Genomic DNA, 22,430 nt, shown 5'->3' with positions numbered 1-22,430 from the left:
CAACCCTGGCGCGAACATCCGCGCTTTGCGGCCAAGGGGCTCCCGGCTGACAGCGCGGGGTGCCGCCGACCACGCGCCGAATCCGCGCCGCGCTGTGGTTTTCGTGCCGCAACCCACTGCCACGGCAAGCCCATGGGGAGATTCACCTTTTCGCGCTTTCGTGCTGCGCCTAGGACTTTGGTAGCTGCCAACACAACTGTCGGGGGACAGTGTGACCAATCTTGATCGCCGGACATTGCTGTCCGGCCTGGCTGCGGCGTGCCTGGGGGGCGCGGCGTTGTCGGGATCCGTTTCATCCGCCGGGGCCCAGACGGTTCCTGCCGTGCCCAACCCGCCGGTTCCGCGCCTGGCGCGGGGTCACGACGTGGTGTCGCTGACGCATGTCCAGACCAATGCGCCGCGGGTCGCGCTGACCTTTGACGACGGCCCGCATCCGACGTTGACGCCGATGCTGCTGGATATCCTGGCGCATTACCGGGCCAAGGCGACCTTTTACGTCATCGGCCAGAACGCCCGGCGCTACCCCGAAATCCTGCATCGCATCGTTGCCGAGGGGCACGAGATCGGCAATCACAGCTGGTCGCACCCGGTGCTGTCGCGGCTGGGGGATGCCTCGGTCCTGCGCGAGATCGACCGCACGCAAGAGGTCGTCTGGAACACCGTCGGCGCGCTGCCGGTGACCATGCGCCCGCCCTATGGCGCCTTTACCCATCGGCAGATGCAGATGCTGCACGACCAGCGCGCGCTGACCACCGTGGTGTGGTCGGTCGATCCCGAGGACTGGCGCCGCCCCGGGGTGAGCGTGGTGTCGCAGCGCATGGTGCGCGGCGCGCGCCCGGGCGCGGTGATCCTGGCGCATGACATTCACGGTCCGACGATCCGCGCCGTGCCCGCCGCGATCGAGGGGATCCAGGCGCGCGGCTTGACGGCGGTCACCATGTCCGAGCTGTTGGGCTGGGGACGCTGGGGGCCGCGCGGGCTGCGTTATGTGCGCGCACCGGGGACGGATTACCAGGGCTGAGGCCCCGGATCGGACGGCAGGATGGGCGCGGCCTCAGGGGTCGCGCCTTTTCTTTTGAGTCGACGGTAAAAATGTTCGCGCACTGACATACAGGCTTCACAAACGAATATTATCGCATCAAAGTGCAGAAATTCGCGCCGGTCTGCTCGTCCGGCGCGGTATTTCGCCTTTGTGCGCAATGACAGACGATACAACCAATGGGGGTTTTCATGTTCAAACACAGCCTTCTGGCCGCGACCGCGCTGGCGCTCGTGGCGCCCGCCGCGGCCTCGGCGCAGACCGAAATCCAGTGGTGGCACGCGATGGGCGGCCGGCTGGGCGAACTGGTCGAGGAGATCGCGGCCAATTTCAACGCCAGCCAGTCCGATTACGTCGTCGTGCCCAGCTTTCGCGGCACCTACGCGGAAACCATGAACGGCGCGATCGCCGCGTTCCGCGCCGGTGAGCAACCCGCCATCGTGCAGGTGTTCGAGGTCGGCACCGGCACCATGATGGCGGCCGAGGGCGCGGTGTATCCGATCTATCAGCTGATGGCCGACCACCACGCGAATTTCGACCCCGCGGCCTATCTGCCGGCCGTCGTCGGCTATTACACCGACCCCGACGGCAACATGCTGTCCTTCCCGTTCAATTCGTCCACGCCGATCCTGTATTACAACAAGGACATCTTCGCGGCCGCCGGTCTGGACCCGAACACGCCGCCGCGCACCTGGGCCGACATGGAAACCATGTCGCGCCAGATCATCAGTTCGGGCGCGGCAAGCTGCGGCTTCACCACCCGCTGGCCCAGCTGGGTGCATCTTGAGAACTTCCTGGCCTGGCACAACCTGCCCCTGGCCACGCAGCAGAACGGCTTTGCCGGGTTCGACACCGAACTGGTGCTGAACCAGCAGGCGCCCCTGATCCGCCATTGGGAAAACCTGGCGCGCTGGCAGTCCGAAGGCGTGTTCAGCTGGGCAGGCGGCGGTGCGGGTCCGGACGCGGGACCCAAGTTCTATTCGGGCGAATGCGCGATGATGATGGAAAGCTCGGCCGGGCGCGCGGGCGTTCTGTCGAACGCCACCTTCAACGTCGGTTACGGCATGATGCCCTATTACGACGACGTGGCGGGCGCGCCGCAGAATTCGATCATCGGCGGGGCGACGCTGTGGGTTCTCACCGGACAGTCCCAGGCCCAATACGAGGGCGTTGCGCGCTTCTTCGAGTTCCTCTCGCAGCCCGAGCAGCAAGCCTGGTGGCACCAGAACACGGGCTATCTGCCGATCACCCAGGCGGCCTATGACCTGACCCGCGAGCAGGGCTACTACGACGCCAACCCGGGTGCCGACATCTCGATCCAGCAGATGAACCTGAACCCGCCGACCGAGAATTCGCGCGGCCTGCGGTTCGGCAACTTCGTGCAGATCCGCGATGTCATCTCGGAGGAGATGGAGGCGATGATCACCGGCGCCGAAACCGCCCAGCAGGCGGCGGACAACGTCGTCTCGCGCGGGGATGCCCTGCTGCGCGACTTCCAGGCGACGATGCAGTGATCTGACGACCGCGACACCGCAGGATGGGCGGTCCCCGCCCATCCTGCACCGCCCTGTCCGGAGCCCGGGATGCAGACCAAGCGCATGACCTTTTCCAGCCGGTGGTTGCCTTATGCCCTGCTGGCGCCCCAGGTGATCATCACGCTGATCTTCTTTGTCTGGCCAGCCAGCCAGGCGCTTTGGCAGTCCCTGTTGCGCCAGGACCCGTTCGGGCTGCGCACCACATTTGTCTGGTTTCGCAATTTCGAGCGTCTCTTCGCCGATCCGACCTATGTCGATTCGATGAAGACGACCGCCCTTTTCGCCATCGGCACGACGCTGCTCAGCCTGTCGGTGTCGCTGCTGTTCGCGGTGATGGTGAACCGGATGATCCGCTCGCGCGATCTCTACACCACATTTCTGGTCTGGCCCTACGCGGTCGCGCCGGCCGTGGCCGGGGTGTTGTGGTGGTTCATCTTCAACCCGTCGGTCGGCATCTTGCCCTACATGCTGGAGATGCTGGGCTATGACTGGAACCACCGGTTGCACGCGGGCGACGCGATGGCGCTGGTCATTCTGGCCGCCGCCTGGAAGCAGATCAGCTACAATTTCCTGTTTTTCCTGGCCGGGCTGCAATCCATTCCGCAGTCGCTGATCGAAGCCGCCGCCATCGACGGCGCCGGGCGGACAAAGCGGTTCTGGACCATCATCTTTCCGCTTCTGTCGCCCACGACCTTTTTCCTGATGGTCGTGAACATCGTCTACGCGATGTTCGACACGTTCGGCGTGATCCACGCCACCACCGAGGGCGGCCCGGCGCAGGCCACCAATATCCTGGTCTACAAGGTCTTTCGCGACGGGTTTATCGGCAACAACCTGGGGTCGTCGGCCGCGCAATCGGTGATCCTGATGGGCATCGTCATCGTCCTGACCGTGGTTCAGTTCCGCTGGATCGAACGGCGCGTGAACTACTGAGGGGGCGGGCATGGTAGAGAACGACCGCTGGGGCACGCTTCTGGCCCATCTGATCCTGATCCTGGGCGTCGCCGTGGTGGTGTTCCCGGTCTATGTGGCGATCATCGCCTCGACCCACGCGCCGGGGACCTTTCTGCAAGGCGTGATGCCGCTGCTGCCCGGCGCGCACGGATGGGAGAATTACCGCACGGTGATCTTCGAGGGGCGCTCGAACGCGGGCGCGCCGCCGATCGGGATCATGCTGTGGAACAGCTTCGTCATGGCGATGATGATCGCGGTGGGCAAGATCGCCATTTCCCTCCTGTCGGCCTTTGCCATCGTCTATTTCCGCTTTCCGGGGCGGATCTTCTTTTTCTGGATCATCTTCGTCACGCTGATGCTGCCGATCGAGGTGCGGATCGTGCCGACCTATCAGGTGGTGGCGAACCTGCACCTGCTGAACACCTATGCCGGCCTGTCGATCCCGCTGATCGCCTCGGCCACGGCGACCTTCCTGTTCCGTCAGTTCTTCATGACCGTGCCCGAGGAAATGCTGGAAGCGGCGCGGGTCGATGGCGCGGGGCCGTGGAAATTTTTCAAGGACATCCTGGTGCCGTTGAGCGTCACCAACATCGCGGCGATGTTCGTCATCATGTTCATCTATGGCTGGAACCAATACCTCTGGCCGCTGCTCATCACCACGGATGACAGCTATTACACCATCGTCATGGGGATCCAGCGGATGGTCACCGGCGCCGACAGCGAACCGCTGTGGCATCTGGTGATGGCCACCGTGGTGCTGGCCGCGCTGCCGCCGATCCTGGTGATCCTGTTCATGCAACGGCTCTTCGTGAAGGGCCTGACCGAGACGGAGAAGTAACATGGCCCGCATCGTGATGGAGGCCCTGTCCAAGGTCTATCCCGGCGGCGTTCAGGCGGTGTCGGACGTCAGCCTCGATATTGCCGACGGCGAGATGATCGTGCTGGTCGGGCCGTCGGGCTGCGGCAAGTCCACGCTGTTGCGCATGGTGGCGGGGCTGGAGCGGATATCGTCGGGGCGGCTGACGATCGGCGAACGGCTGGTGAACGACCTGGAACCGGCCGAGCGCGATATCGCCATGGTGTTCCAGAACTATGCCCTGTACCCGCATATGACGGTTTACAACAACCTGGCTTACGGGCTGCGCAACCAGGGCGTCGCCAAGCCCGAAATCGACCGCCGCGTGCAGGAGGCGGCGGAGATGTTGCAGATCGCCGCCTATCTGGACCGCAAGCCGCGCGCCCTGTCGGGGGGCCAGCGGCAGCGGGTGGCGATGGGGCGGGCGCTGGTGCGCGAACCCGCGGTGTTCCTGTTCGACGAGCCACTGTCCAACCTGGACGCGAAGCTGCGCGTCCAGATGCGGGTCGAGATCCGGCAATTGCAGAAGCGGCTGGGCACCACCTCGCTTTATGTGACGCACGACCAACTCGAGGCGCTGACCATGGCCGACCGGCTGGTGGTGCTGAACGGCGGGAGGATCGAACAGGTCGGCACGCCGATGGACCTGTATCACCGCCCGGAAACGGTGTTCGTGGCGGGGTTCATCGGCTCGCCGGCGATGAACCTGATCGACATGGCCTATCTGCGCGACCGGGGCACCGCGCCGGGCAGCCTGCCCGCGGGCACCGATCTGCTGGGGGTCAGGCCCGACGATCTGCGGCTGGGCGCGGGCGAGGGGCTGGCGCTGGCGGGCACGGTCGCGCTGCTGGAACCGGCTGGAGCCGAGAGCCACGTCTACGTTGCGCTGGAGGGGAGCGGGCAGGTGGTGACGGTGCGCGTGGCCGGACTGCCCGAGGTGACCGAAGGTGCGGCGGTCGCGTTGTCGGCGCCGCTGTCAGCCCTGCATCCGTTCAACAGCGCGAGCGGGCGGCGGGTCGGATAGGCCAGGGTCGGATAGGCCAGGGTCGGATAGGCCAGGGTTGGCTGGGGCAGGATCGATCGAGGCCGGGCGGGGGTTTCGCCCTCGGCCGGGAGGCTTCCAGCCTCCAGCCCTCGGGCGATCCAGTGGGGGGCGCTGCCCCCCACACCCCCCGGGATATTTCGGGCACAAAGATCGGGTTACTGGGTCAGGTGGCGCAGGCCTTGCGTCACGTCCGTGCGCAGCGCGAGGCGCAGCCCCGGGTCGTCGCCCGCCCTGAGGGCCGCCAGGATCATCCGGTGATGCGGCGGGGGCGTGTTGCGGCGCAGGCGGTCGTAAAGGGCGCGCATCGTCGGGCCGAGTTGCAGCCAGAGCGTTTCGACCAGGGCCAGCATCGCCGGGCTTTGGGCGCGCAGATACAGCGTGCGGTGGAATTCAAGGTTGGTGCGGACGTAGCGCACCGCGTCGGCCTGTTGCACGGCGTCGGTGTTGGCGGCGTTGATCGCCTCCATCCGGTCGATCAGCGCGGAATGGGCGCGGGGCAGGGCGCGGCTGCCCAGTTCGGGTTCCAGGAGTGCGCGGATCGAGGCGAGTTCCTCGATCCGGTCGTTGCCCAGTTCGGGGGTGGTGACGCGCCCTGACGCCGACATGCTGAGCGCCCCCTCGGCCACCAGGCGCTGCACGGCCTCGCGCGCGGGGGTCATGCTGACGCCGAATTCGCGCGCAAGGCCGCGCAGGGTCAGCGCGAGGCCCGGCGCCAGTTCGCCGTGCATCACCTGCGTGCGCAGCGAGCGATAGACGCGGTCATGCGCCGACAGGGTCGAGTGATCGGCAGACGGGCGGAGCGGGCGTTGCATGGGCTGAGCGTGATCACAAGGGGTCGCGGGCGTCAAGCGCCCTCGAACCGGTAGCGGTGCAGGGTGCTGCCCTGGGTCTTCAGCCAGCGGCGGGCCTCGACATGGGCGGGAAACAGGCGGCCGACCTCGGCCCAGAAAGCGGGCGAGTGGTTCATCTGCGCCAGATGCGCGACCTCGTGCGCCGCGACGTAGTCCAGGATCCGGGGCGGGGCCATCACCAGGCGCCAGCTGAACATCAGATCGCCCGAGGCCGTGCACGACCCCCAGCGCGAGCGCGTATCGCGCAGCGTGAGCCTGCCGGCGTCACGGCCCAGCGCGGTCGCGTGGACCGCGATGCGGCTGGCCAGCCGGTCGCGCGCCAGGTGCCGCAAGAAGGCGAGGGCGTTGGCGGCGACCGGGCGCGTCTGGGGAACCAGCAGCGTATCGCCGTCGATTCGGGGGGCGCGGACGGCGGCCGGCGTCAGGATCAGCGGCACCCCCTCGACCGGCAGGGCGGTGCCGGTGGCCACGGGGATCGGCGCTTCCAGCCCTGCCACCGCCTGGGTCAGCCAGGCCTGGCGTTCGGTCAGAAAGGCCAGCGCCGTGCGCAGCGTGGCGCGCGCGGGCAGGGTCAGCGTCACCGCCCCGTCCAGGCGCGACACCCTGAGCGCCAGGCGCCGGGCCCGGCTGGAGCGACGCAGCAGCACCCTGAGGGGCCGGTCGCCGGGCAGGTCGATGAAGGGGGGCGGTTGCGTCATGGCAGGAGCTTTCGGGCATTGCGGGCGGCCGGCGACCGCCCGGCGCACAAGACATCGGCGGAAAGGCTTTGACAACCCATTCCAACTGTGGCAACCGGCGTCGATCCAAGCATTGGGGGACAATCTATGCCCAAGGAAGAATGGGGCGTGAAGCGTCTTTGCCCGACCACCGGCAAGCGTTTCTACGACCTGAACAAGTCGCCGATCATCAGCCCCTATACCGGCGAGGTTGTCCAGATCGACCTTCCCGGCCGCAAGGGGAGTGTCGCACCGCAAACCGAATCGCCCAAGGTCAAGGCGGGTCAGACCGAAGACATCGATTCGGATGACGTGCTGCTGGACGACGACGATGTGTCGGTCGATGACGATGAACTGCTCGAGGACGAGGACGACGACGACACCGTTTCGTTCGACGAACTGGGCGACGTCGCGGGCGACGAAGAAGAGAACTGAACCAGGCGGAAACGCCGGTTCGGACGCGCGGGTGGCCAGGCTGCCCGCGCGTCTTTCATTTCCGGGCGCGGGCCTCTGCGCTGGCCGATCGGGTTCCGAAAAGACTGCGCCGGGCCGCGTTTTTTCGCTTGATCTCGCCATCACGAGGCCCTAAACCGCCCCTCGCAGACGGTCGCGAATTGCGGCGGGATGCACCTCGGTGGGGCCATAGCTCAGTTGGGAGAGCGCTTGAATGGCATTCAAGAGGTCAGGGGTTCGACTCCCCTTGGCTCCACCAATATTGACCTCTAAGTATATGAAAACAAACGGGATTTAGGCCTGTGCGTTTTCTCTTTCCCCCGGCCTTTCCCCCATTATGCCGGCGATGCGTGGTCTGCGCGGTGGTGCGGCTGAAGAGATGCGGGTGGTGTTCCGGTACGGAATCTTCGGGTTTACGACGGGCGACCGAGGGGCGCCGGTCCTGTCGCCCAAGGCCTCAGGATTCGCAGGCGCCCCCCGCCCTTCGGTAACGCGCCGCCCGCTTCCGGCACCCGGTCGAGCAATAGACGGCATCCGCCCGCCGCCAGAGCGGCACCGGCTCGCCGCAGGTCGGGCAGGTCCAGTTGTCAAAGCGGACCTTGAGCGTCACGGCCTTCAGCCGCGCGAGTCGGTGACGGCGGTTGCCCGCGAAAAGGCCGGTGCTGGGCCAGATTTCGGCGCTGACGAAAGGCCTGCCGTCCGACGTCTCGTAGTAGCTCAGGCCGGTAGGATCGGGGGCGGGCATGGTGAACCTCCACAGTTAGGGGCCACAGACGGGTTACGCCTCTGGATCGCAAGTAAAACGAAAGCTGGGTCCTTTTGCGCCCCGGATCGCCATTGCCAGCGGCCCCAGGTTCGGGTTGGCGGTCACGGCAGATTGTATGCGCCGGAAACCAATGCCGGCAGGACGCTAGGCAAGTCCTCCATGAGCACTAGCGCACATTCCACCGTCTCGCCGGTCATGGCTAACTGTAGCTGTCCCGCAGGCACCGCGTGATCCCAAGAAAAGCTTTGCGTGAGGAAGTCCAGGACGGCCCTCTTATAGTCGGTGTCGGGGTTTTGAAGGTGGTCGCCTTTGGTTTCCAATACCACGATCCGCCCGGCGCCCGCCGTGCCGCCGGTCGCGAAGATGAAATCGGGATAAATGCGCCCGCGCTTCCAGCCTTGCAGCCCCATTCCGTAGCTCGCCTTCGCCACGTTGCGGTGCCACCACTTCACCGTGCCATCCCCGTCCAGGTGCACGGCGACGTTCTGTTCTTCGCCGTTCAACTCGTTTCGGAACACAGGGGAAAACAGGCTGCGGTCCAAAGCGCCGCCATCCGCGCCGGTCAGGTGGGGCGAGTTCGGCGGTTCCGTGGTCAGCATGTGGTCGGGCATCCGCCAATTGTTCCCGTCCAGCCGCAGCCGAAATTGAATGTCACCGGCCTTCACCGCCGCGCGGAAAAGGGCCTCGGAACGGGCATCGCGTTCCTTGGTCAAGGCCACCCGTAGCCGGTCGATGATCACGCCCGATGCATCGCCCAGCTTGGCCGCATCGAAGCCGCGCGCTTCCAGCCCCGCCACCAGGTCCGCCACAATCCCCCGCGCCACAAAGGGGTTGGGCACAAGGTCGGAAATCATTCGTACGGCATACGGTGCGTCAAATCGCAGCGTTTCCGCCGCAGGGGCGACAACCTCGGCTCGGAAGTATCCATCTTCTTCGACATCGGACAGGGCAATGCGCTGCAACTGCGCTGCCACGTGTGCAGGGTTGTCCGGTATGTCGGCCACCACGCCCGCCGGGGAATAGTCGCGCCAGTCAATAGCCGCCAGAATGTCGGTTTCATAGTCGAGGTCGCGCATGGCGCCATCGTCCACCCGCAGGACCTTGGGCAGATAGACTTGCAGGCTCCTGAATTCGGCGCGACGCTCGATCTTTCGCGCCGTTCCAGGGTTGGAGGCTCCGGCCTCTTGCGGAACCTCGATCACCAGATCGGCCAGGCCATCGCGTTCCAGCCCGGTCTTGATCGCCTCCACCACGTCGCGGGTCGCCGCGTGATGCGTCACCACGTAGCATTCGTCCAGCGCCGCCCTGCCGGTCTTCAGCGCATAGGGCTGACGCAGGATGCGGCCCACAAGCTGCGTCATGGCCGACTGGTTTGATGCCGCCGCCAGCGAACACAGCACATAGGCAAAGGGGCAATCCCAGCCCTCTTGCAGCGCCGCCTTGGTCACGATCACCCGCACCCGGTTCTGGGGCGACAACAGGTCTTGGTTCTCGGGCTGATTGAGGTCGTTCTGTTCGGCGGTCTTGATCGCCACTTCGGCGTCATCCAGCCCCGCTGTCAGCAGCCATTCCTTCACATCATCCGCGTGAATGTGCTGCCCGTCCCGCTGATCCTTGCCCGTCCGTTCCACCTGCACCAGCATGATGGGCCGGATATAGCCCAGAGCGCCCCTGTCTGCCCCGTAGGCGCGCGCCTCGGCGTCCAGGGCGTTCAGCCTGCCCAGCGCCGCCGTGAGCGTTCCGCGCCAATCCGCGCCCTGCCTTGGGTCGAGGTTCAGCGGCATCTTGATCATGTCTTCGGCGTGCAACTCGCGTCCTGTCACCTCCACCAAGAGGTTCGCGGCCCGGCCCGGCTTCGTCCCCTTCGCCGCCACATCCTTGGGCGTCGCGGTCAGTTCCAGAACGAAGATCGGGTTGAAGCCGTAAAGCGTGTCATGCGCCAACTCGGACGTGGCCTTTTGCCCTTCGTCCATCACCACAACTGGCCTGATCTTGCGTAGCGCGTTGCCGAGCGAGTCCTTCACCATCGGGAACATGCCGGTGTAGCCGTCGAGATTCGGGACAGCTGCCAGTTCCCTAGAATGTGCCGCCTGATCCCCCTCGGGCGGGAAGAACCCGTGCACATCGCCCCTGTCGCGGAACATCCGCAGTTGCTCCTTGGCAGACCGCACAGAGGCTTGCAGCATCAGAATCATCACGCACAGGTTCGCGTCCACGTCCCGCGCGTCCAGCCGGTCGGATTTCTCCATCACCTTGACCCGCCCAGCCGCCGTGCGGTCGAGCGCCTGCCGATAAGGGTGCTGCCGGTCCTTCAGCGCCTTCAGCGTTTGCGAATAGATCGCCTCGTTCGGCACGATCCACAGAACAAACCCGGTGTTCTTCGCCAGATACCGCCCCATGATCCGGCTGACCGCGTTGACCGCCAGCCAGGTCTTTCCGCCGCCCGTGGGCACCTTCAACGTGACGTTCGGCACCGCGCGGCCCACGCCATCCTTGCGCGGGGAAAAGAGCGCAATAGTTCCATCCTGAAGTTTGCGGTCCTTGATCCTGAATTCCCGCGTTTCGGCTTTCATCGCCTCCCACGCTTTCGCAGTGAAGTCAGGCACCTGCATTCCCTCGGCATCGTCACCCATCTCTGCCAACAGCTTCTCGCGTTTGTCGGCTTTGGCTTTCTCGGCCTTCAACTCGTCCAGATACGCATCCAGCGTATCCAGAACCCGCGCCTGATAATCGAGCGTGCGCATCAGGTCCGTTCCACCCGGTAGAGCGCGAAGGGAAGCGGCACAAATTCCACGGGCAAGCCTTCGGCGTCCAGCATCCGTTGGCTGACATAGCGGGCAGGGGCAAAGACAAGGTGGCGCGCGTCGGGCTGCGCCTCGGCCAGCTTGCGCGCGAAGCTGAGGGTCAGGGCCGCGTCGGGCGATTTCAGCCAGTCGAGGTGGGGGCGGTAGATCAGCCAGACATGGGTGCCGTTCGCCTCGCCCACATAGGCTTTGGCCTCGTCCAGCGTGGCGGGGTCGAGTGGTTGCGAGGTCGCCATGTGGAACAGCACACCTGCCAGCGCGTCGAAGGCGGGCAGGTCTTCGCCGGTCAGGATGTGGTCCAACTCCACCGGCTGGCCCAGCGTGCAATAGGTGAATTCACCGCCCAGCCCCTCGGCCCGATCCTCCACCCGCTTTTCGCCGGTGACGATCAACTCGCCGTCCTTCACCTGTTTCGTGATCCGGTCGTATTCATGGCCATGCAGGTTTTCGATCCCCTGCACTTTGTCCACCAGATCGTTCGCGCGCTCGATAGCCCGCCAGTTCAGCCGCTCGCGCAAGAGTTCCGTCTTTTGCGTTCCGGTGAAGGCATAGCCCTTGATCACGCGGCGCACCCGTTCGGCGGTCAGCCGGTCAGCATAATCCTCCATCTCCACAAGGATGAAGCGCCGGTTGCCGCCGTCGCGCCTGTTGGCTTCCAGCACGGCATGGGCCGTGGTGCCAGACCCGGCGAAGGAGTCGAGTATGATTGAGTCCGATGCAGTCACTTGTTCAATGAATTGTCTGACCAGCCCAACGCCCTTTGGATAGTCGAAAACTTGTTCAGCAAATATTTGGCGGAGTTGTTTGGTTGCTTCCGCGTTTATCTCCGTATCAACAAAACTGCTGAAAGGACGTTCTGTAGAACGTAGCTCGGACTTGTGGCGCTTGTAGGTTGGTGTTCCACCCTCTCGTTTTGGGAAAATTACCTTACCTTCCTCAATTATTTGATCCATTCGAGACTTTTCATAAGCCCATGCCCTGTTAGGGTTTGGTTGAAAAACTCGGCCTGTTTCGGGATCAGTAATCGGATAGCAAAGATTTGGTCGCTCGGCGCAGGTCTTATTGCATGTGAGGTTATCTGCCATCCACGGCCCTCGTGGGTCGTTGTCCGGGTTAGAGTAGTTAGCAAAGCTCTTTGATACTCCGGCAAACGCCGCTTTGGACTTTGCGAAGCAGACAACAAAATCGTGATCCGGCGTCACGCCATTCGTAGAGTCATTTGAACCTGTGCGCTTTTTCCAAATAAACGTTGTAACAAAGTGTTCATCGCCGAATATCTCAGACATTAATGAGATGAGCCGGTCAACTTCATTGTCGTCGATGCAAACGAAGATTGTTCCGTTCTCAGCCAGCAACTCATGCAATAACCGCAGCCGGGGCCACATCATCGCGCACCATTTGTCGTGGCGCAGCCCGTCCTCGATCCCGATGGGGTTGGCGTCCAGCCATTCCCGGATCATCGGCGCGTTCACGTTGTCGTTGTAGGCCCAGCCCTCGTTCCCGGTGTTGTAGGGCGGGTCGATGAATATGCAGTCGACCTTGCCCGCATACATCGGCAACAACGCCTTCAGCGCGTGCAGGTTGTCGCCCTGCACGATCAGGTTCCCGTCCAGCCGGGGCGCACCAATCCCCTTGTCCGCCTGCATCTCAAGGGGCCGGAACGGCACCGCAAGGTGGTGGTTCCAAACGAATTCCTTGCCCTTGAACACCAGTTCCGTCATCGGCCGCCAGCTCCCTGATTTTTCCAACCTTAGACCACTTGCCGCGCACGACAGGCAAGCGAAACCCTCGGTTGTCGTGCTCGGAGGGGCGGGGCGGTCGCGCGGGTATGTCTTCGCGGATTGCGACAGCCAACGCGCGGCGTTGCTCGCTCCCTACGGAGAGCCGCCGTCCTGCGCCGCCCGCCACCTCGCCCAGCGCCGCCGTTGCGCCTCGGCAATCGCCTCGCGGCCTTCTGGTGTCTTCGGGCCGGTGGAGAGCCCGCCGTGGAATTTGCACCGTCGCTTGCCGGGTTCCGACTTGCAGCGACAGGGCGTTCCCTTGCGGGTCTTGGCGCCGCAACGGATGCGCCGCCGTGCGTGCCAGTTCCGCAACTTGGCTTCAAGGTCCGCAGGCGCTGGATCGGGAGTAATACTCCTACGCGCGCGCGCGTTTGGTGGATAATAATCCGGCAGGCCGATGATTCCGGCGATCCGCTTCACGGCCCAGCCGTTCCGGTCCACAACCGGCTTCGTCTCCCAATAGCTGACCGCGTGACGGCCAATGCCAGCCGCCGCCGCAAGCTGGCCCTGCGTCATGCCCGCCGCCTTGCGCAGCGCGGCAAGGCCCCGCCCTGTCAGCATCGCGGCGCCTCGCCGTTCCAGTTCCAGCATCCCGGTTCGCGGCATCCGCTGTCAGGGGCGACCCAAGCGCGGCAGGTTCCGCAAAACAGCCTGCCGGCCGGCCCCGCCCGCTCCCAGTCGGTGAGCCGCCGCCAGTCGTCCAGCGAGACGACTTTCCCCGACCAGGTGCGCGGCCTCCCCGTGAGGTGACAGAAGCCATTCGGGAACGTCTCCGGGCCACGCGCCGAGGGGATCGGACTATGCGGCGCCGTGTTGGCCGGTCGCTTGGCGCGGGCGGGCAGGACCTGGCCGGAAGCGGCGTCGTGAGGGGGATGCGGCGCTGCTACACTCGCTACACCCGCTACGCCGCCCCGGTTTGTCGCGAGTGTAGCAAGTGTAGCGGCCTCGGTCCCCAAGATTTCGGCAAGAGCTGCCTGCACGTCAAACAGCATCGGGCACCCTCACGATGCGATAGGCTTCCTTGCGTGCGCGGCCGCGAACGATGGCCCCCGCGGGAAGGGGCGCCAGGTGGCCAGCGCGCGCCAGCATCGCCAGGGGGCCGGCGAGGGCCTTGGCCTCGCGCAGGGAATTCGGACCCAGTTGCAGGATTTCGCGCGGCAGCACGTCCTCATGCGGCCAGTCCATCAACCAGAGCCGCAGCTTTTCCGCTTTCGCGGTTTCCGCCGACACAAGGCCCGCCTCGGCCAGCCGGCGCGCCTCGCCAAGGTAGAATTGCGCAAGCTCGATGCCCCAGCCCATTGCCTGCGGCGTTACCTCGGGTGCGTCCAGATCGGCCCAGAGCGTCAGCACGCCAGCGATGCGCGCCGCCTGTTCCGCGGCCTTGCTGGCGTAAGCGCGCACATGCTCCATGCTCCCGCCACCGGCTTGCGCGCGTTCCACGGCCTCGTAGAAGCGCCACAGGAGTTCCTTGGCACCAGCCGACAGCGTCAGGCGAACCGGGGCCAGTTCCTGAGGCGTGTCTCCTGTGGGCAGGGGCGTTTGCAAGATGCCGGTGAGGCGCGCCCGGAATGCCTCAAGCGCGGCGTCGCTGGCAGGGCTGTGGCCACGCCGCAGCCGGGTACCGATGGCGCTGGGCGGCTCGGTAATCAGGAAGCGGGCGAGGAACCCTTGCCCCGAGGCCTCGGGATCGGCCAGCAAGGGGCGGGCGGCGACGGGCTGGGCCATCAGGTGCATCGCCAGCCGACGGCCCGGAAAGCTCGATGCCCCGTCGCCCGACCGCACGCGGTTCATCGTGTCGCCGTTCCAGAGCTGCGACAATCCCGAAACCGTCTTCAGCCGGTTGTCGCTGTTCATGGCGTGCCCGCCGATGAAGCCGCCCGCCTCGTCCGAGAAAAGGCCCAGCGAGGGGCGGCCCGTCTGATAGAGCTTCAACAGGCCTTCAAGCGTCGGCTCCTGTGCCGTGATGCCCGGATAGAGCGGCGGTCGTGGCTCGGGCCCGAGGCTGCGCAGGTCAGCCTCGGCGCCCGCCGCCTTCACCTTGTCGGCCGCCGTGGCGTCCGCCATGAGGCGCTTGCGCTTGCCGGCCCAGAGGTCGCGGGCAACCTCGTGTTCGGCCAGATCGGCGCGATAGGTCTCGGCCAGCGCCTTTTCGTGGTCTCGCACGCCCTGCATCAACAGCCGGTCGCAGCTCGATTTGCGTTCGCCGCTTTCGGCAATCGTGAGGCAGAAAAGGGAACAGGGCGCGTCGCCGCCCAGCGCCTCCACGTCCGCGAAACCCTGCACGGCCAGCGAGGCGACCGCCAGGGCCGACTGGGCGGCAAGGGCAACCGGCGCCTGCGTCCTGTCCTGCACCGCCTCCACGGCCGCGCGCAGCGGCCCCAGCGCGGCGACCGGGTAGGGATGGCCCGGCGGGATTTCCCGCATCAGCGGTTGCGGCCCCTCGGCTGCGAAGGCTTGGGCGGCCGGTGGGAAGGCCGGATTGATGCTCGGGGCGTTCATGCGGCGGCCCCCTTCATGTCTCGCAGGACGTCGTTCCAGTCGCGGCCGGCCGGGGCGGGGAACAGGGTCACGGCCCAGCCCAGCGCGGCGGCGCGTTCGGCTAGGGCATTGCCTGCGGCGGCGCCGACGCCGTTGTCGTCGCTATCGGTTGCGACGATGAGTTGCCCCGGCGTGCTGGGCAGGCGGAGGCGAGAAACGCCGGACGACGACAGCGCAGCCCAGACGGCCACGGGGCCGCTCAGGATGCCGCTGCACAGGCTCAGACCGGTCTCGATGCCCTCGGCGACCGCGAGCACGCCCTGCCCGTCAGCGAGCCGCACGGCGCCGCCCTGCGTCGCGCCGAGCATCAGCTTCGTTGTGCCGGGCGCCACTTCCGCCTTCCCCAGCCCATCCGCGCGCAGGAAGGTCCGATGCACCGCAAAACTGGCGCCACCGTCCACCCGGGCCATCAAGGCCGGCAGACGGGTCGCGGTCGCGCCGTGCCAGCACGCCGGATGGAAGCGCAGGGTATCGGGCAGGGCGCAGGTGATGGCCCGGCCGCGCAGGTATGTCTCGGCAGGCGTGCCGGGGATCGGCAGCGCCTCGGCCCAGAGGGTCCGGGCCTGCCGCTCCCGTCTCTCGGCCTCGCGCCGCTGTTCCGCGTCGCGCCGGGCGAGGGTGCCGGGGTCGGGGCGCGCGTAGTCGCCCGGCACGACGCCCGCCGCCGCCAGAATGTCGCGGAAGCTGCACCCGGCTTTCTTGCAGGACAAGAGCAGGCCGGCGGCGCCGTCCGCAAGGGTCAGGGCGTTCTGGTCCCGGCGCCGCTCGGGCTGGCAGATCGGGCAGGGCGCGGTGCCGTAGCGGCCATGCCATCGGCCGCCCAGTGCCAGAGTGAGGGGGTGTGCTTCCGTCATTCGTCCGCCCCCCTGCTCTTGAGCCATTGTTCGAGAACGCTTTCGGGCCATGCCACCGCCTTGCCGGTGATTTTGATCGGCCGCGGAAACTTGTTCTCGCTCATCAAGCTGTAGATTGTGCTGCGGCTCAGTCCGGTCAGCTCCTTGACCGCCGGCAAGCGGAAGTGTCGTTCAACCATGTTGGAACGCTCCAATAGGAAAAGCCCCGCGCGGCGGGGCCGGGCGGGGCGGGGGAGGTGAGGATGCGGCTAGGGTCGCGCAGGGCGCGTGTCAGGTTCGACGACAGCCGCGGTCGCCGGACGCTGGTTCAAGTTCGACGGCGCGCGGCTGCGAGCGTGAGAGGCACAGCAAGAGGGCCGCGGCGCGGGTTTCTGCCGTGTAAACGAAAAGGCCCCGCGCGGAACAACCGGGCAGGGCTCTGGGCGCTAGAAACGCAAAACGGGGCCTCGGATCGGCCCCGTGGCGGAAACATCGTCTCCGATTTTATCGAGGTGTGCCCCTGCCTTGATCGTTCGTCAAGGGTCAGGACGTACCGCAGAATAATTTAGGCGGGTTTCGCGACGTTTCAGCTCTCCCAGAGCGCCACGCCTTGTGGCCAGCACCGCGGCTCCGCAGGATAGGCCAGATATTGTGCTTTGGACATGCCTCTGCACTATAGGAAACTGGCCCCTTTGAGACGCCTCGTCAATCCTTTTCTTTCCTAAGTCGTCCGCCGCGAGCTTTCACCCGATCCTCGTCACCTTTTCCGACTTCTCCGATAGGAACGCCGCCCAGCGGTCCATCATCCCGCGCCGCTTCTCAAAGACGTCCGACCGCGCATAGGCCCGCTCCACAGCGTCGCCCGACAGGTGCGCCAGAGCGGCCTCGGCCACTTCGCGCGGGAAGGTCGTGCGCTCCTGTGCCCAGGTGCGGAAGCTGGTGCGGAAGCCGTGCACGTCGGCATCGAAGCCGAGTTCCTTGACCAGCTTGGACAAGGTCATGTCGGACAACGGGCGGCCCTGCTTGGTGCCGGGGAACAGCAGCCCGGACCCGTCGTCCAGCCCCTTCGCAGCCTCAAGGATCGCGATGGCGCGGGCCGAGAGGGGCACCCTGTGCGCGCGTTTCATTTTCATGCGGTCAGCGGGCACCTCCCACACCGTGGCGGCAAGGTCAATTTCCGACCAGCGCGCCTCGCGGACCTCGCCCGACCGCGCGGCGGTCAGCACCAGAAATTCCAGCGCCAGCTTCGTCGCCATCCCGGCCCGCGACGCCTGCACCGCGGCGATGCAGCCCGCCACCTCGCCATAGCCCAGCGCCTTGCGATGGGCCTGTACCTTGGCAACCTTCGGCAGCGCCTTGCTGATGTTCTCGGCCGGGTTGTCCTGTCGCCAGCCCTGCGCAATCGCCCATTTCATGACCGTGCCGATACGCTGGCGCACCCGGCGCGCGGTCTCGGCCTTCTCGGTCCAGATCGGCATGAGAACCCCGAGAACGTCCGCGGTGGTTACGTCAGCCGCGTTGAGCTTGCCCAGCCGGGGGAAGGCGTAGAGTTCGAGCGAGGTAATGAAGTCCCGCCCGTGCTTCTCGTTCCGCCAAGTCGGCAGGTGCAGCGCATGGACCTTGCGCGCGGCTTCCTCGAAGGTGAGCACCGCCGCCGCCTCGCGTTTGGCCTGCAAGGGATCGCCCCCAGCCCGCGCCAGCTTGCGGTTGTCCAGCGCGGCGGCGCGAGCCTCGGCCAGCGAGACCAGCGTCGCCGGCCCCAGCCCGATCTCGCTGCGCTTGCCGCGAATGACGATGCGTTGCACCCAGAACTTGGTCCCGTTCGGTTCGACACGCAGGTAGAGCCCGTGCCCGTCGAAATACTTCCCCGGCGCGGTTGCGCTTTTCACCGTCTGGGCGGTCAGGGCCTTCTCGGGTCGGCGGGTCAGGTGAGCCGGCATCGTTTCCCCCATCCTTTCCCCCATTTATTGGGGGAAGCAGCGGGACTATGCCGGACAATAGGGGATTTGTGAATGTAGAAAAGTAACAAGTATTCAAGAATATAAAGGAACTTGTCGGACCACACAGGAACGTGGAATGGCGGACCTTGGCTCCACCAGATTTCCACTGAAAACCTCTGAATTTGCGGGCCCTGCGGGGCCGGTGGGTTATGGCCTTCGGTCGATGCACTACCCCTGTGGGGGCGTGGGTCGGATGGGCGCGACGGCCCATCCGGGGCCTGGGCCCTGCCGCAGGTCGAGGCGTCAGCCCACGGTGCGGGACAGGAAGTCGAGCGTGCGCGACCACGCCAGCGCCGCAGCCTCGGGCGCGTAGCTGGCGCGCTGGTCGCAGTTGAATCCGTGGCCGGCGTTTTCGTAGACGTGGAATTCGGCCTGGGGCAGGGCGGCGCGGACGGCTTCGTAATTCTCGGGCGGAATGCCCGTGTCGTCAGCGCCGTAGTGGAACTGGACGGGGCAGCCCGGCGGCTGCTGCGCCAGTTTGTTGACCATGCCGCCGTAAAAGCTGCTGGCGCCCGACAACCCCGGCAGGCGGGCGGCGGCGGCATAGGCGACCGAACCGCCCAGGCAGAAACCGACAATGCCCACCTTGCCGGCCTCGGCCACGCGGTCGCGGGCGGCCGCGACGTCGCGCAGGCAGGCCTCCATGTCGAAGCGCGGGATGAACCCCCGGGCCAGGGCGACGTCGTCCGGGGAATAGCCGCATTCGAAATCGCGTTCGATCCGGTCGAAGATCGCCGGTGCCAGGGCCAGGTATCCCTGGTCCGCCAGCCGGTCGCAGATCGCGCGGATATGGCTGTTCACGCCGAAGATTTCCTGCACCACGACGATGCCGCCGCGCGGCGTGCCCTGCGGGGTGGCCAGCCAGCCGCCCAGGCGGTGCCCGTCGGAGGCGGTGAGGTCGATGTTGGTCATGTGCTGTTCCCCTGTTCAGACAACGCGCGCGCCCGATTCGCCCGCGCGCGCTTTGCGATCCTAGGCGTCCGCGCCGGCCAGAGAAAGGCGGCCGCGCGCCCGCCGGGGCAGGGCGCGCGCGGGGTCATGGGCCAAAGGCGGCACGCCAGCGGGCGATGAAGCGGGTCTCATAGGCGGGGTCCATGGCCACCAGCAGCGTCGGCGACAGCGGGATCAGGCGGATCGGCACCGACAGGTCGCCGTCGCCTGGGTCGATCTGGTCGGGGCTGAGGCCCATGACCAGGTTGGTCTGCGCCAGAGCGGTCTGGCCGGGGCCCGACAGCAGGAAATCCAGCAGCGCGCCGGCCTCGGGGCGGGGGCCGGCGGGGCCTGGCAACAGCGCGGCGCGCGCCAACACCAGCGTGTAGTCGCTGGGCAGGACCAGCCCCAGGTCGGGATTTTGGCGCGCCGCCAGGGCCGCATAGGAGCCCAGCACGTTATAGGCGATCCGGTAGGTCCCCGCGCCGACCCCGTCGATGATCTCGGCCGAGCAACATGTGGCCACCGCGCCGGTGCGGGCAAAGGTCTCCATCAGGGCGCCAAAAGTGCTGGCCTGCTGGCTGTCCATGAAGGCAAAGAGATAGCCCAGGCCGGATTCCTCGATGTCATAGGTCGCCACGGCGCCGGCATAGGCCGTCCCCTCGGGGCGCAAAAGGTCCAGCAACGCGAAACGCGAGCGCGGCACCGCCTCGGGCGGGACCAGGCGGCGGTTGTAGACGATCACCGCGGGTTCGCGCGAGATGCCCCAGATCTCGTCGCGCCAGCGCAGATCGGCGGGCAAGGTCGCCGTGGCGGGGGATCGCCAGGCCGACGCGCAGCGGTCGTTCACCAGCCGGATCATCTGATGCACGCCGGATGAGATCACCATGTCCGCCCCGGCCTGCCCCGCCGCGCAATCGGCTTGCGTCACGTCATAAAGCGCGTTCGATCCCCATTGCTCGTAGGTCAGGCCCAGCGCCGGGCGATCGCGCAGAAAGGCGCGGATGGCGGGGCTCAGCACCGCGACATCGGTCGTCGTGCGCAGCACCAGCGGGTGCGGATCGTGCGCGGAGCCAAAATGCGCAACGGCCTCTTGCGCGGGGGCGGGCCAGGCAAGCAGGGCGGCGGCCAGCAGGGCGAGGCAGGCCCCCCCTCTCATGACGCGCCCCCCTCGGCCGGCAGCACCAGCGCGGCGCGAAACCCGCCGGGGACGGGGTCGAACCGCAGGCAGCCGCCATAGGCCTCGGCCACGGAACGGCTGATTGCCAGCCCCAGCCCGGCGGACTGGCCGCTGGAGGCGGCGCTGCGCTGGAATCGCTGGCCCAGCGCGGCGCGCACCGTGTCCGAGGGGCCGGGGCCGGCGTCCAGAATCCACAGCAGGTGCATCCCCCCCTCGACGCTGGTGCCGATGGTGATGGGGGGGTGCCCGTGGTTCAGCGCGTTCGACAGCAGGTTGCTGGCGGCTTCGCGCAGCGACAGCGGATCGGCCAGAACCGGGACGGGCCTGTCGCCGATCGCCAGGGTCAGCCGCGTGCCAGCCGCCAGCGCCGGGTGGTCGCCAGCCTCGACCAGGTCCAGCGCCACATCGCGCAGATCGACACGTTCGCGGCGGATCGAGCCGGTGCGATGCACCACCAGCGCGTGGGACAGCATCTGGTCCAGCAGCCGCCCCAGGCTGAGGCTGCGCTTGTGGATGCGTTCGACCGCGCGGGCCCGGCGGACCGGGTCCTTCTCGGACAGTGCCAGATCGGCCTGCGCGCGCAGGGCCGCGACCGGGGTGCGCAACTGGTGTGCGGTGTCCGAGATCAGGTTGCGCAGGATGTCCAGCTGCTTGTCCAGCCGCGCCATGAAGCCGTTGACGGCGCCGACCATGGGTGCGACCTCGCGCGGGGGCGAGGCGACCAGCGGCGTCAGGTCCTGCGGGTCGCGCTGCGACAGTTCGCGCGCCAGCCGGTCCAGCGGCCTCAGCGCCGAGCGCACGACCAGCAGCGCCAGTGCCAGCATCGCGATCCCGCCGACCGCCAGCCCATAGAGCGCCTTGCGCGTGATGTCATAGGCCAGGTCGGTGCGGGCCCGCAGGGTCTGGCCGACCGTCACCTCGACGCTGCCCGAGACCGCGCGTTCGGCGAAGCGGCGGGTCAGGCGCAGATACCGCGCCGGCTCTCCGCGGAACGGGGCGTCGTAGAAACGTGCGCCTTCGGGGGGGCGGGGCAGGTCGGGGTAGCCGGTCAGGACCCGGCCGTCCACGTCGCGCACCTGATAGGCGATGCGGTCGTCCTGGGCCAGGGCCAGCAGTTCAAAGGCCGATACCGGCAGGGCGACGACGACCTGCCCGTTTTCGACCGCGATGGCCGAGGCGATGTCATTCGCCGCGCCCACCAGCAGCCGGTCGAAGGCGTCGCGCGCCGCGGTGCGCCCATAGGCAAAGGCGGCCAGCGCCAGCGCCAGCCCGCCGACCACCAGCAACGCGGTGATGCCCAGCGCCAGCCGGGCCGAAAGCGACAGCGTGGCGGCCGGGGGCTGGGCGGCGGCGTCAGGCATGGTCCAGTCGGTAGCCGAGGCCGCGCAGGGTGCGGATCTCGACCCCGCTGCCGGTCAGCTTCTTGCGCAGACGCGCGACGTAGAGTTCGATCGCGTTCACCCCCACGTCGGCGTCGGTGAAGGCGTAGAGATCCTCGATCAGGCGTTCCTTGGAAAAGACCTGACCGCGCCCGCGCAAGAGCGTCCCCAGCAACGAGAATTCGCGCCGCGTCAGGTCCAGCGGCTGGCCAGCCAGGGTGGCGGTGCCGGCGGTCGGGTTGAAGCTCAGGCTGCCCAGAACGATCGCTCCGGACCGGTCGCTGGCGTCGCGTCGGTGCAGGACATGCAGCCGGGCCTCCAACTCGCGGTGATCGAAGGGTTTGACCAGATAGTCGTCGGCGCCCAGGCCAAAGGCCGACAGCTTGTCATCGACCGAGAATTGCGCGGTCAGCATGATGACGGGTTCGCTCCGCCCCTCGCGCCGCATCGCGCGCAACAGCGCGGTTCCGCTGCCGTCCGGCAGGTTGATGTCCAGGATCACCGCGTCGTAACGCTGCACCGACAGGTGGTCGCCGGCCTCTGCGACGGTCTCGGCGACATCGCAGGCAATGCCGTTCTGGCGCAGCCGGGTCTGGGTGGCATCCGCAAGGTCCCGGGCATCGTCCACCAAGAGCACGCGCATTTTTCCCCCAGTCCTGCCGCCCGTGAAGTGTCTGACAGTTTGGTGACAGGTTCAACGGGTAACTGTTTGCGGCGCGTTGGCGCCCGCACGGGGCGCAGAACCGGCGATGGAGGAAGACGATATGACG

General features: G+C 66.8%; 19 protein-coding genes, 1 tRNA gene and 1 pseudogene. 7 read left to right on the top strand and 14 right to left on the bottom strand.

Annotated features, from left to right (window positions below; all coding sequences use genetic code 11):
• The first annotated feature begins 211 nt into the window (after positions 1-211).
• From H6900_00740 to ugpC, 5 genes are all read left to right on the top strand, one after another.
• On the top strand, positions 212-1,021 hold the full coding sequence (locus tag H6900_00740) for a polysaccharide deacetylase family protein (GenBank protein MCC0071791.1): 810 nt from the start codon (positions 212-214) through the stop codon (positions 1,019-1,021).
• Positions 1,022-1,230: 209 nt separating this feature from the next.
• Entirely contained in the window at positions 1,231-2,553 is a 1,323-nt protein-coding gene (gene ugpB, locus H6900_00735; GenBank protein MCC0071790.1) for a sn-glycerol-3-phosphate ABC transporter substrate-binding protein UgpB, read from the top strand.
• A 69-nt stretch (positions 2,554-2,622) separates the two neighbouring features.
• Positions 2,623-3,507, top strand: a complete 885-nt coding sequence (ugpA, locus tag H6900_00730; GenBank protein ID MCC0071789.1) for a sn-glycerol-3-phosphate ABC transporter permease UgpA — start codon at positions 2,623-2,625, stop codon at positions 3,505-3,507.
• Between the two features lie 10 nt (positions 3,508-3,517).
• Complete coding sequence (ugpE, locus tag H6900_00725) at positions 3,518-4,366, top strand: sn-glycerol-3-phosphate ABC transporter permease UgpE (protein MCC0071788.1); 849 nt, start codon at positions 3,518-3,520, stop codon at positions 4,364-4,366.
• Between the two features lies 1 nt (position 4,367).
• Entirely contained in the window at positions 4,368-5,408 is a 1,041-nt protein-coding gene (gene ugpC, locus H6900_00720; GenBank protein MCC0071787.1) for a sn-glycerol-3-phosphate ABC transporter ATP-binding protein UgpC, read from the top strand.
• Positions 5,409-5,584: 176 nt separating this feature from the next.
• Here the strand turns inward: ugpC and H6900_00715 are convergent, their stop codons facing one another.
• Positions 5,585-6,241: a GntR family transcriptional regulator gene (locus tag H6900_00715; GenBank protein MCC0071786.1), complete on the bottom strand. Its 657-nt coding sequence runs from the start codon at positions 6,239-6,241 to the stop codon at positions 5,585-5,587.
• 32 nt (positions 6,242-6,273) lie between these two features.
• Entirely contained in the window at positions 6,274-6,978 is a 705-nt protein-coding gene (locus tag H6900_00710; protein ID MCC0071785.1) for a M48 family metallopeptidase, read from the bottom strand.
• 126 nt (positions 6,979-7,104) lie between these two features.
• Here H6900_00710 and H6900_00705 point away from each other — a divergent pair, with 126 nt between their 5' ends.
• Both H6900_00705 and H6900_00700 read left to right on the top strand, forming a co-directional pair.
• Positions 7,105-7,431 carry a TIGR02300 family protein gene (locus tag H6900_00705; protein MCC0071784.1) on the top strand — a complete coding sequence of 109 codons (327 nt, stop codon included), beginning with the start codon at positions 7,105-7,107 and terminating at the stop codon, positions 7,429-7,431.
• Positions 7,432-7,632: 201 nt separating this feature from the next.
• A tRNA-Ala gene (locus tag H6900_00700) sits at positions 7,633-7,708 on the top strand.
• A gap of 198 nt (positions 7,709-7,906) precedes the next feature.
• Here the strand turns inward: H6900_00700 and H6900_00695 are convergent.
• The 12 genes and pseudogenes from H6900_00695 to H6900_00640 all read right to left on the bottom strand — a co-directional run bounded on the left by H6900_00695 (position 7,907) and on the right by H6900_00640 (position 22,303).
• Positions 7,907-8,194 (bottom strand): hypothetical protein, encoded by a 288-nt coding sequence (locus H6900_00695; protein ID MCC0071783.1) that lies wholly within the window; start codon positions 8,192-8,194, stop codon positions 7,907-7,909.
• A gap of 122 nt (positions 8,195-8,316) precedes the next feature.
• Complete coding sequence (locus H6900_00690; protein ID MCC0071782.1) at positions 8,317-10,959, bottom strand: DEAD/DEAH box helicase family protein; 2,643 nt, start codon at positions 10,957-10,959, stop codon at positions 8,317-8,319.
• On the bottom strand, positions 10,959-12,740 hold the full coding sequence (locus tag H6900_00685) for a site-specific DNA-methyltransferase (protein MCC0071781.1): 1,782 nt from the start codon (positions 12,738-12,740) through the stop codon (positions 10,959-10,961). The genes H6900_00690 and H6900_00685 overlap by 1 nt, the downstream gene beginning before the upstream one ends.
• A 510-nt stretch (positions 12,741-13,250) precedes the next feature.
• A pseudogene (locus H6900_00680) lies at positions 13,251-13,361 on the bottom strand (helix-turn-helix transcriptional regulator).
• A gap of 420 nt (positions 13,362-13,781) precedes the next feature.
• The gene (locus H6900_00675; protein MCC0071780.1) at positions 13,782-15,299 is read right to left on the bottom strand and encodes a DUF3987 domain-containing protein; all 1,518 of its coding nucleotides are present in this window, start codon (positions 15,297-15,299) and stop codon (positions 13,782-13,784) included.
• Positions 15,296-16,192 (bottom strand): toprim domain-containing protein, encoded by an 897-nt coding sequence (locus H6900_00670; protein ID MCC0071779.1) that lies wholly within the window; start codon positions 16,190-16,192, stop codon positions 15,296-15,298. The genes H6900_00675 and H6900_00670 overlap by 4 nt, the downstream gene beginning before the upstream one ends.
• Positions 16,189-16,371 carry an AlpA family transcriptional regulator gene (locus H6900_00665; protein MCC0071778.1) on the bottom strand — a complete coding sequence of 61 codons (183 nt, stop codon included), beginning with the start codon at positions 16,369-16,371 and terminating at the stop codon, positions 16,189-16,191. The genes H6900_00670 and H6900_00665 overlap by 4 nt, the downstream gene beginning before the upstream one ends.
• 543 nt (positions 16,372-16,914) lie before the next feature.
• Positions 16,915-18,111 carry an integrase arm-type DNA-binding domain-containing protein gene (locus tag H6900_00660; protein MCC0071777.1) on the bottom strand — a complete coding sequence of 399 codons (1,197 nt, stop codon included), beginning with the start codon at positions 18,109-18,111 and terminating at the stop codon, positions 16,915-16,917.
• A gap of 303 nt (positions 18,112-18,414) precedes the next feature.
• Entirely contained in the window at positions 18,415-19,083 is a 669-nt protein-coding gene (locus tag H6900_00655) for a dienelactone hydrolase family protein (protein MCC0071776.1), read from the bottom strand.
• Between the two features lie 124 nt (positions 19,084-19,207).
• The gene (locus H6900_00650; GenBank protein ID MCC0071775.1) at positions 19,208-20,260 is read right to left on the bottom strand and encodes an ABC transporter substrate-binding protein; all 1,053 of its coding nucleotides are present in this window, start codon (positions 20,258-20,260) and stop codon (positions 19,208-19,210) included.
• Positions 20,257-21,642 (bottom strand): sensor histidine kinase N-terminal domain-containing protein, encoded by a 1,386-nt coding sequence (locus H6900_00645; protein ID MCC0071774.1) that lies wholly within the window; start codon positions 21,640-21,642, stop codon positions 20,257-20,259. Before H6900_00645 ends, H6900_00650 begins: the two co-directional genes overlap by 4 nt.
• A complete protein-coding gene (locus H6900_00640; GenBank protein ID MCC0071773.1) occupies positions 21,635-22,303 on the bottom strand; it encodes a response regulator transcription factor in 669 nt (222 codons plus the stop codon). The genes H6900_00645 and H6900_00640 overlap by 8 nt, the downstream gene beginning before the upstream one ends.
• Positions 22,304-22,430 lie beyond the last annotated feature (127 nt).

The sequence above is a fragment of the Rhodobacter sp. genome, assembly GCA_020637515.1.
Lineage (GTDB): Bacteria > Pseudomonadota > Alphaproteobacteria > Rhodobacterales > Rhodobacteraceae > Pararhodobacter.
The sequence above is the reverse complement of the archived record's forward strand: the minus strand, read 5'-3'. Positions and strand labels throughout refer to the sequence as shown.

Excerpts from the sequence above, each read along its gene's own strand:
- ugpB (MCC0071790.1), top strand. The coding sequence starts at position 1,231 with ATGTTCAAACACAGCCTTCTGGCCGCGACCGCGCTGGCGCTCGTGGCG.
- ugpA (MCC0071789.1), top strand. The coding sequence starts at position 2,623 with ATGCAGACCAAGCGCATGACCTTTTCCAGCCGGTGGTTGCCTTATGCC.
- ugpE (MCC0071788.1), top strand. The coding sequence starts at position 3,518 with ATGGTAGAGAACGACCGCTGGGGCACGCTTCTGGCCCATCTGATCCTG.
- ugpC (MCC0071787.1), top strand. The coding sequence starts at position 4,368 with ATGGCCCGCATCGTGATGGAGGCCCTGTCCAAGGTCTATCCCGGCGGC.
- H6900_00715 (MCC0071786.1), bottom strand. The coding sequence starts at position 6,241 with ATGCAACGCCCGCTCCGCCCGTCTGCCGATCACTCGACCCTGTCGGCG.
- H6900_00710 (MCC0071785.1), bottom strand. The coding sequence starts at position 6,978 with ATGACGCAACCGCCCCCCTTCATCGACCTGCCCGGCGACCGGCCCCTC.
- H6900_00705 (MCC0071784.1), top strand. The coding sequence starts at position 7,105 with ATGCCCAAGGAAGAATGGGGCGTGAAGCGTCTTTGCCCGACCACCGGC.
- H6900_00695 (MCC0071783.1), bottom strand. The coding sequence starts at position 8,194 with ATGCCCGCCCCCGATCCTACCGGCCTGAGCTACTACGAGACGTCGGAC.
- H6900_00690 (MCC0071782.1), bottom strand. The coding sequence starts at position 10,959 with ATGCGCACGCTCGATTATCAGGCGCGGGTTCTGGATACGCTGGATGCG.
- H6900_00685 (MCC0071781.1), bottom strand. The coding sequence starts at position 12,740 with ATGACGGAACTGGTGTTCAAGGGCAAGGAATTCGTTTGGAACCACCAC.
- H6900_00675 (MCC0071780.1), bottom strand. The coding sequence starts at position 15,299 with ATGAACGCCCCGAGCATCAATCCGGCCTTCCCACCGGCCGCCCAAGCC.
- H6900_00670 (MCC0071779.1), bottom strand. The coding sequence starts at position 16,192 with ATGACGGAAGCACACCCCCTCACTCTGGCACTGGGCGGCCGATGGCAT.
- H6900_00665 (MCC0071778.1), bottom strand. The coding sequence starts at position 16,371 with ATGGTTGAACGACACTTCCGCTTGCCGGCGGTCAAGGAGCTGACCGGA.
- H6900_00660 (MCC0071777.1), bottom strand. The coding sequence starts at position 18,111 with ATGCCGGCTCACCTGACCCGCCGACCCGAGAAGGCCCTGACCGCCCAG.
- H6900_00655 (MCC0071776.1), bottom strand. The coding sequence starts at position 19,083 with ATGACCAACATCGACCTCACCGCCTCCGACGGGCACCGCCTGGGCGGC.
- H6900_00650 (MCC0071775.1), bottom strand. The coding sequence starts at position 20,260 with ATGAGAGGGGGGGCCTGCCTCGCCCTGCTGGCCGCCGCCCTGCTTGCC.
- H6900_00645 (MCC0071774.1), bottom strand. The coding sequence starts at position 21,642 with ATGCCTGACGCCGCCGCCCAGCCCCCGGCCGCCACGCTGTCGCTTTCG.
- H6900_00640 (MCC0071773.1), bottom strand. The coding sequence starts at position 22,303 with ATGCGCGTGCTCTTGGTGGACGATGCCCGGGACCTTGCGGATGCCACC.